We start from the raw sequence: 7,930 nt of genomic DNA on the forward strand, positions 1-7,930 counted from the left end.
CCCAGGAGGTTGCGCTCTGGGCGCGAGACAGGATGGCTGCGTTACGGGTGTGGATCAGGACGGCTCCGCCACAGACGCGAGACGGGAAGCTGCGCTACGGGCGCGAGCCGGAACGCTCGCTACGGACGCGGACCACGTTGGGTTCACTACGGGACGGGGGGTGGAGGCTGCGGGGGCGGTGGGTGTTCTTTCCGTCCCACTACGGTGGTGTTCCATGGGGATATAAGTGGCGACACGCTAGGTTCTTCCCCGTGGGGTCGGACGCGGCACTGGGAGATGAAATGAGCGCATCGGCTGTGAGCGATGAGAGCACCGTGGTTGCGGGGGTGGATCTCGGCGACCCGGAGCTCGCCGCGACCGTGCGGAACGGCCTGGTGGAGGTCGAGGATCTGCTGATCCGGGAGCTGTCCGACGGGGAGGAATTCCTGCAGGAGGCGGCGCTGCACCTGGCACGGGCGGGTGGGAAGCGGTTCCGGCCGCTGTTCACCATCCTGACCGGGCAGTTGGGTCCCAAGCCCGACAGCCCGGACCTGATCACGGCGGGCACCGTGGTCGAGCTGGTGCATCTGGCGACGCTGTACCACGACGACGTGATGGACGAGGCCCCGATGCGCCGCGGCGCGCCGAGCGTGAACTCGCGCTGGAGCAATTCCATCGCGATCCTCTCCGGCGACTACCTGTTCGCGCACGCCTCGCGCCTGGTGTCCACGCTGGGTCCGGACGCGGTGCGCATCATCGCCGAGACCTTCGCCGAACTGGTGACCGGGCAGATGCGGGAGACGCTGGGCGCCAAGGAATCCCAGGATCCGGTGGAGCACTATCTGCGGGTGGTGTGGGAGAAGACCGGCTCGCTCATCGCGGCCTCGGGCCGGTTCGGCGGCACCTTCTCCGGCGCGGACCCCGAGCATGTGGAGCGGCTGGCGCGGCTGGGCGACGCGGTGGGCACCGCCTTCCAGATCTCCGACGACATCATCGACATCTCCTCGGTGTCGGAGCAGTCCGGCAAGACTCCGGGCACCGACCTGCGCGAGGGCGTGCACACCCTGCCGGTGCTGTACGCGCTGCGGGACGAGGGCCCGGAGGGCGATCGGCTGCGCAAGCTGCTGGCCCGCCCGCTGGAGACCGACGCCGAGGTGGACGAGGCGCTGGAGCTGCTGTCGCGCTCGCGCGGCATGCTGCTGGCCAAGGAGAAGTTGCAGGGATACGCCGATATCGCGCACGCCGAACTGTCCGCGCTGCCGTCCGGGCCCGCCAACGAGGCGCTGGAGCGCCTGGTGCGCTACACCATCGAACGCGTGGGCTGAGGCCGACGACCGTGGCCCGGGTCGCATCCGGGAACCCGTTTCACCGTGCTCATCGTTGACCTGGTGTAACGCACACCGGGAGGGGCGCGGCAGAAGGAGACCGATGCACGGGCACAGTTTTTCGAACGGGTTGAAGACTTTCGGGCTCTTGGTCGGCATGTCGGCGCTGATCGTGTTCGCCGGGGCGATGTTCCGCAATCCGACGATCCTGGTCCTGTCGATCCTGCTGGCCGTGGGCATGAACGCCTACGCCTACTTCAACAGCGACAAGCTGGCGCTGCGGGCCATGCACGCGCAGCCGGTGACCGAGCTGGAAGCGCCGGTCATGTACCGCATCGTGCGGGAGCTGGCGACGACGGCGCGCCAGCCCATGCCGCGGCTCTACATCAGCCCCACCAATGCGCCGAACGCCTTCGCGACCGGCCGCAGTCCCCGGCACGCGGCGGTGTGCTGCACCACCGGCATCCTCCAGATCCTGGACGAGCGCGAACTGCGCGCGGTGCTGGGCCACGAACTCTCGCACGTGTACAACCGCGACATCCTGATCTCGTCGGTGGCGGGCGCGCTGGCCTCGGTCATCTCCGGTCTGGCCAACCTGGCGTTCTTCGCGAGCGCCTTCGGCGGCAACCGCAATGGTGAGGGCCCGAACATGATCGGCATCCTGCTGGTTTCGCTGCTGGGCCCGATCGCGGCCACGCTGATCAAGCTGGCGGTCTCCCGCTCCCGCGAGTTCCAGGCCGATCAGGACGGCGCCGAACTCACCGGCGACCCGCTGGCCCTGGCATCGGCGCTGCGCAAGATCGAGCGCGGGGTGCAGGCCGCTCCGCTCCCGCCGGAGCCGCGGCTGGCGGCAGAATCGCACATGATGATCGCGAACCCGTTCCGTGCCGGGGACAAGGTGGCCCGCCTGTTCTCCACCCATCCGCCCATGGCCGAGCGCATCGCCCGCCTGGAGGAACTGGCGGGCGGACCCCGCCGACTGTAGGGCCGCGCACCGCGGGAGCCGGTCGAGCACCGCAAGAACCGGTCGCGCACCACAGGAGGCGTCGGGCACCGCCGCGCGACATCGCCGCTGCGCGCCTGGTTACACGGCCCCCGTCGCGATCGTGCCCGCCCGTGAACCACGGGCGGGCACGGAATTTCCTTGGCTGCTAGGCGTTCTGGGTGGCGTACCACGCCTCGATGTGCTTGCGTTCGCTGTTCAGCACCTTGTGGAGCAGATTCTCCACCAGCGGTTCGATGGCGCCGCCGACGAGCGCCACCTTGACGGCCACGATGCCGTTCACCTCGATCTCGGAGCCCGCGGCGGTGGGCCGCAGTTCGTAGGTGCCCTCCATCTCGGTGGTGATGCCCTTGGACGCGCCCTTGAAGTCGCCCTTGGCGATCTCGCCGTCGAGGGCACCCCAATTGTCGGTGCGTTCGAGCACGAGTTCGCTCTTGAGCACCTTGGTGACGATGCTGGGAATCTTCTCCTCGGGCGCCTTTTCGGTCATATGGATGCGGATGGTGCCGGGCCCCTCGGGGTGCGAGAGATCCAGGGTGGCGGTGGCGGCGTCGGCGAAGCGCGACCGCCACACGTCGTCGGAGGTGAGTGCCCGGTGAAGATCTTCGACCGGAACGCTGTACTGCACGGTGAAGCTGATTTTTCGGGACATGGCCGCACACGGTAGTCGAGCCGTTGAATAAGCTGGTGAAGTGTCGGAAACCAGCCAGTCTGCCAACACGATGCGGCACCGTGCGCTTCGCTTGCGGCGGACCCGGATCGGGGTCCTCATCGCCGCTACCGCTATCAGCGCGCTATCGGTGCTGTTGCTGCTCGCGGCCTGGCGGGACGACTATCTGATCAACTCCGACAAAGGTGTGGCTACCGGCGAGGTGCTGTCGGCGGGCCGGCTGCGGTCGGCGGTCATCTTCGTCACCCCGGACGGCAAGACCCATAACCCGCGGGTGGGGGTGCTCTACCCCACCAAACTGACGGTGGGCGAACGCATCAACGTGGAGTACCGGCGCAGCGATCCGGACCTGGTGCGGGTGGCGGGCCGGGACGTGCGGGTGGCCATCATCCCCACGCTGTCGGTGATCGTGGTGACCTGGGGCGTGGCGCTGCCCACGCTGTGGCTGCTGTCGCGCCGGGAACGCTAGGGTTCGACTGTGGCGAAAACAGAGCGGCGGGAATCGTTTCGGGCCTCGCTGGAGAAGCAGCCGCACGAGGTCGCGTCGATGTTCGACGGGGTCGCGAAGCGGTACGACCTGACCAATACCGTCATCTCCGCGGGACAGGACCGGTATTGGCGCTGGGCGACGCGCAAGGCGCTCGCGCTACGGCCCGGTGAGCGGGTGCTTGATCTCGGTGCCGGGACCGGCGTGTCCACGGTGGAGCTGGCCAAGTCCGGCGCGTGGGTGGTGGCGGCGGACTTCTCGCAGGGCATGCTCGCGGCCGGACGGCATCGCCAGGTGCCGATGGTGGCCGCCGACGCCATGCGCCTGCCCTTCGCCGACGCCTCCTTCGACGCCGTGACCATCGCCTACGCGCTGCGCAATGTGGCCGATCCGGATCTGGCGCTGCGCGAGATGCTGCGCGTCACCAAACCGGGCGGACGACTGGTGGTGGCGGAGTTCTCGACGCCGGTGTTCGGCCCGTTCCGCACCGTCTACATGGAGTATCTGATGAAGGCGCTGCCGCGGGTGGCGCGCGCGGTCTCCAGCAATCCGGACGCCTACGTGTACCTGGCCGAGTCGATCCGAGCCTGGCCGACGCAGTCGCAGCTGGCGCTGCGCATTGCCGACGCCGGCTGGTCGCGGGTCGGGTGGCGCAATCTGACCGGTGGGGTGGTGGCGCTGCACCGCGCCTACAAACTGGGCTGACGTTCCGGGCCGATTTCCCCCTGTGTCCTAAATCACCGCAGGTCAGCGACCTCACTGCGAGTGTTGCGCGCTGTGAGGAGTTTTGTCACCTGCCGATAACGTCGGTTAAATCCGGCGCAATCGGGGATCGGGATGATCGGTCTCATGTCGGATGCAGCCACTCCCCGCACGAGCACCCGCACGGCGTGCTCCTACTGCGGCGTGGGCTGCGGCATCACCGTCGACACCGGGACCGACGAACACGGCGCGACCGTGATCGCCAAGGTGAGCGGTGACAAGCTGCACCCGGTCAACGCCGGACGCCTGTGCACCAAGGGGGCGACCCATCTCGAACTACAGACCACACCGGGCCGGATGGCGACCGCGTACCGGCGGCCCGAGCGCGGGCAGGCACCGGTGGCGGTGCCGGTCGACGCGGCCGTCCAGGAGGCCGCCGACCGACTGCGGGTGATCCTCGACACCCACGGACCCGACGCCATCGCCCTGTACGTGTCCGGGCAGATGTCCATGGAGGCGCAGTACCTGGCCACCAAACTGGCCAAGGGGTACCTGCGGACCGTGCACATCGAAGCCAATTCTCGGCTGTGCATGGCCAGTGCGGCCACCGGCTACAAGCAGTCGCTGGGCGCGGACGGCCCGCCCGGCTCCTACGACGACATCGACCACGCCGACCTGTTCTTCGTCATCGGCGCGAATATGGCCGACTGCCATCCGATCCTGTTCCTGCGCATGGCCGACCGGTTGAAGGCGGGCGCGAAGCTGATCGTGGTGGATCCGCGCCGCACCGATACGGCGGTGCGGGCCGATCTGTTCCTCCAGATCGCGCCCGGCACCGATCTGGCGCTGCTCAACGGCCTGCTGCACCTGCTCGTCGAGAACGGCGACATCGACGCCGACTTCATCGCCGAGCACACCGAGGGCTGGGCGGCCATGCCGGAGTTCCTGGCCGACTACCCGCCCGCGCGGGTCGCCGAGATCACCGGAGTCGACGAGGCGGATCTGCGCACCGCCGCCCGCTGGATCGGCGCGGCGGGCGAATGGATGTCGCTGTGGACCATGGGACTCAACCAGTCCACGCACGGCACCTGGAACACCAACGCCCTCTGCAATCTGCACCTGGCCACCGGGGCCATCGGGCGCACCGGCAGCGGGCCGTTCTCGCTGACCGGGCAGCCGAATGCCATGGGCGGCCGGGAGATGGGCTATATGGGGCCGGGCCTGCCCGGGCAGCGCGCGGTGCTGTCGGCGGACGATCGCGCCTTCGTGGAGACCGTGTGGGGGGTGGAGCCGGGCACCATTCGGGACACCGGCGGCCCCGGCACCATCGAGATGTTCCGCGGCCTGGCCGACGGGGATATCAAGGCGTGCTGGGTCATCTGCAGCAATCCGGTTGCCTCCGTGGCGAATCGGAAGACGGTGATCGCGGGCTTGGAAGCGGCGGAGCTGGTGATCGCGCAGGACGTATACACCGAGACCGCCACCAACGCCTATGCCGACGTGCTGCTGCCCGCCACGCTGTGGGCGGAATCGGATGCGGTGATGGTGAATTCGGAACGCACCATGACGCTGCTGCGGCGCTCGGTCGATCCGGTGGGCGACGCGCGGCCGGACTGGCTGCTCATCGCGCAGGTCGCCACCGCCATGGGGTTCGAGGGGTTCGACTACGCGTCGAGCGCCGAGGTGTTCGAGGAGATCACGCGGTTCAGCAATCCGGCCACGGGATACGACCTGCGCGGCATCAGCTACGAGGCGCTGCGCGAAGGGCCCATGCAGTGGCCGTGCCCCGATCCGCAGCGGCGGCGCAATCCCATTCGCTACGTGAACGACGGCGTCAGCCAGCCGCTGTTCACCGACGCGGACGGGCACACGCCGCGACTGGCCTTCGCCACCCCCAGCCGCCGGGCGGTGTTCTGGCCGCGCCCGCATCTGCCGCCGGAGGAGATGCCGGACGAGGACTTCCCGTTCGTGCTCAACACCGGTCGCCTCCAGCACCAGTGGCACACCATGACCAAGACCGGCAAGATCGCGAAACTCACCAAGCTGAACGGGAAGCCGTTCGTGGAGGTGCACCCCGACGACGCCGGGCGGCTGGACGTGCACGACGGGGATCACCTCGAAATCGCTTCCCGCCGTGGCCGGGCGGTGCTGCCGGTCGTGATCAGCGACCGCACCCGGCCGGGCTCCTGTTTCGCGCCGTTCCACTGGAACGACGAACAGGGCGAATACCTGACCATCAATGCCGTCACCAATGACGCGGTGGACCCGGCCTCGCTGCAACCGGAGTTCAAGGCGTGCGCCGTGCGGTTGCGAAAGGTGGCGGTGCTGTCGGAGGGCGCTTCGGGAATGACCGGGGATGCCCGGGAGTCGTCCGCGGGCGCAGCGGGGATGCTCGCAAGCACGGCGGGAGTAGCCGCGGGTGCGGCGGGATCGACCGCAGGCGCGGCTGGAACGACTGCGGGCGCAGCTGGAATGGACGCGGGCGCAGCGGGTCCGCTTGGCGGAGCACCGGCGGCCGCGCCGGTGATGTCCAGCGGACCGCATCCGCTGGCGACCATGCTCGGCCTCGAAGGGGCCACCGCGCCCACCCTCAGCGAGACCGAGCGCGTCTATCTCGGCGGGTATCTGGCCGCGCTGCACTCGCTTCCGGTGACCGGGCAGCCGGTGCTGCCGGAGACCGCGCCCATCTCGCCCGCCGCGCGCATGTGGGTCGACGGGCTGCTGGCCGGAATGTACTCCCGCACCACCGGTATCGGGCTGGACCCGGACCCCGCCGATGCGACCCCGGCGGCTCCGCCGCGCACGGTGACCGTGCTCTGGGCGTCCCAGACCGGCACCGCCGAGGAGTGCGCGGCGGCCGCCGCCACCCGGCTGGCCGAATCCGGTTTCGCGCCACGGCTACTCGATATGGACTCCGCCGACCTGTCCGACCTGACCGGCGACGTGCTCATCATCAGCAGCACCTTCGGCGACGGCGGACCGCCCGACAACGGCGCGGACTTCTGGGAACGGCTGACCGACAGCGCCACCCGCTTCGTCGGCGTCCGCTACGCCGTCTTCGCCCTCGGCGACTCCTCCTACGACGACTTCTGCGGCCACGGCCGCAAACTCGACGAACTGCTCGCGAAACGCGGTGCGGCACGGCTGCTCCCCCGGGTCGACAGCGAACCGGACTACGAGGACCTGGCCGACCAGTGGCTGACGGAGGCACTCGCCGCCCTCACCGAGGCCGACGGGGCGGCGGCTGACGGCGTCCCGACGGGCACCGTCGATCGCGGCCCCGGCGGGAACGGTGGCGCTGCCCTCGAATTCGGTGCTGACGCCGCCGGTTTCGGCACCGGCGCGGCCGGGATCGGCGGTTCTGCATTCAGTGATGACAGCCGTGGTTTCGCTGGCGGCGGTTTAGCCACACGCGAGCGCCGACCAGCCGGAGTCGGTGGTAACGCGGTTGCGGTCAGCGGCGCTTCCGGTGGATATGGCCACGGTTCGGCGGGCAGCGGCCCGGAGGCGAGCAACGGTGGTGGGGTCGGCAACGAGACAGCGGGGATGGACGGCGGCAGGGTCGGAGTCGGTGCGGCCGCGGGATTCGGCCACGGCGGGGCCGCATCCGGCAGGTCGCTGACGGGCGGCGACGCGGTCGCGTTCAATGGCACTCCCGATGATCACGGGAGCGGGTCGGCGAGTGGCGGCGCGGCGGCAATCGGCAGTGCCACGGCCGGTGTTGGCAACGGCGGAACCAGCGTCGGCGTCACCGTCGGTAGCGT

6 protein-coding genes are annotated in these 7,930 nt (G+C 69.5%); 5 read left to right on the forward strand and 1 reads right to left on the reverse strand.

Going from position 1 to position 7,930, the window contains the following annotated elements; translation table 11 throughout:
• Nucleotides 1–281 precede the first annotated feature (281 nt).
• Nucleotides 282–1,304 (forward strand): polyprenyl synthetase family protein, encoded by a 1,023-nt coding sequence (locus QK444_RS28020; RefSeq protein WP_282785147.1) that lies wholly within the window; start codon nt 282–284, stop codon nt 1,302–1,304.
• Between the two features lie 103 nt (nt 1,305–1,407).
• The gene (htpX, locus tag QK444_RS28025; RefSeq protein WP_282785148.1) at nt 1,408–2,289 is read left to right on the forward strand and encodes a zinc metalloprotease HtpX; all 882 of its coding nucleotides are present in this window, start codon (nt 1,408–1,410) and stop codon (nt 2,287–2,289) included.
• 166 nt (nt 2,290–2,455) lie between these two features.
• Here htpX and QK444_RS28030 read toward each other — a convergent pair whose 3' ends face one another.
• Nucleotides 2,456–2,959, reverse strand: coding sequence for a DUF2505 domain-containing protein (locus tag QK444_RS28030; RefSeq protein WP_282785149.1), 504 nt, complete (start codon nt 2,957–2,959; stop codon nt 2,456–2,458).
• A 70-nt stretch (nt 2,960–3,029) separates the two neighbouring features.
• Between QK444_RS28030 and QK444_RS28035 the strand changes: the two genes are divergently transcribed.
• The 3 genes from QK444_RS28035 to QK444_RS28045 all read left to right on the forward strand — a co-directional run.
• Complete coding sequence (locus tag QK444_RS28035; protein WP_029925960.1) at nt 3,030–3,446, forward strand: DUF3592 domain-containing protein; 417 nt, start codon at nt 3,030–3,032, stop codon at nt 3,444–3,446.
• A 9-nt stretch (nt 3,447–3,455) separates the two neighbouring features.
• Nucleotides 3,456–4,169, forward strand: coding sequence for a demethylmenaquinone methyltransferase (locus QK444_RS28040; RefSeq protein ID WP_282785150.1), 714 nt, complete (start codon nt 3,456–3,458; stop codon nt 4,167–4,169).
• Between the two features lie 144 nt (nt 4,170–4,313).
• A partial coding sequence (locus QK444_RS28045; protein WP_282785151.1) for a molybdopterin-dependent oxidoreductase occupies nt 4,314–7,930 on the forward strand: 3,617 nt, incomplete at its 3' end.

Source organism: Nocardia sp. CC201C (assembly GCF_030010695.1).
In the GTDB taxonomy this organism is placed as follows: domain Bacteria; phylum Actinomycetota; class Actinomycetes; order Mycobacteriales; family Mycobacteriaceae; genus Nocardia; species Nocardia otitidiscaviarum.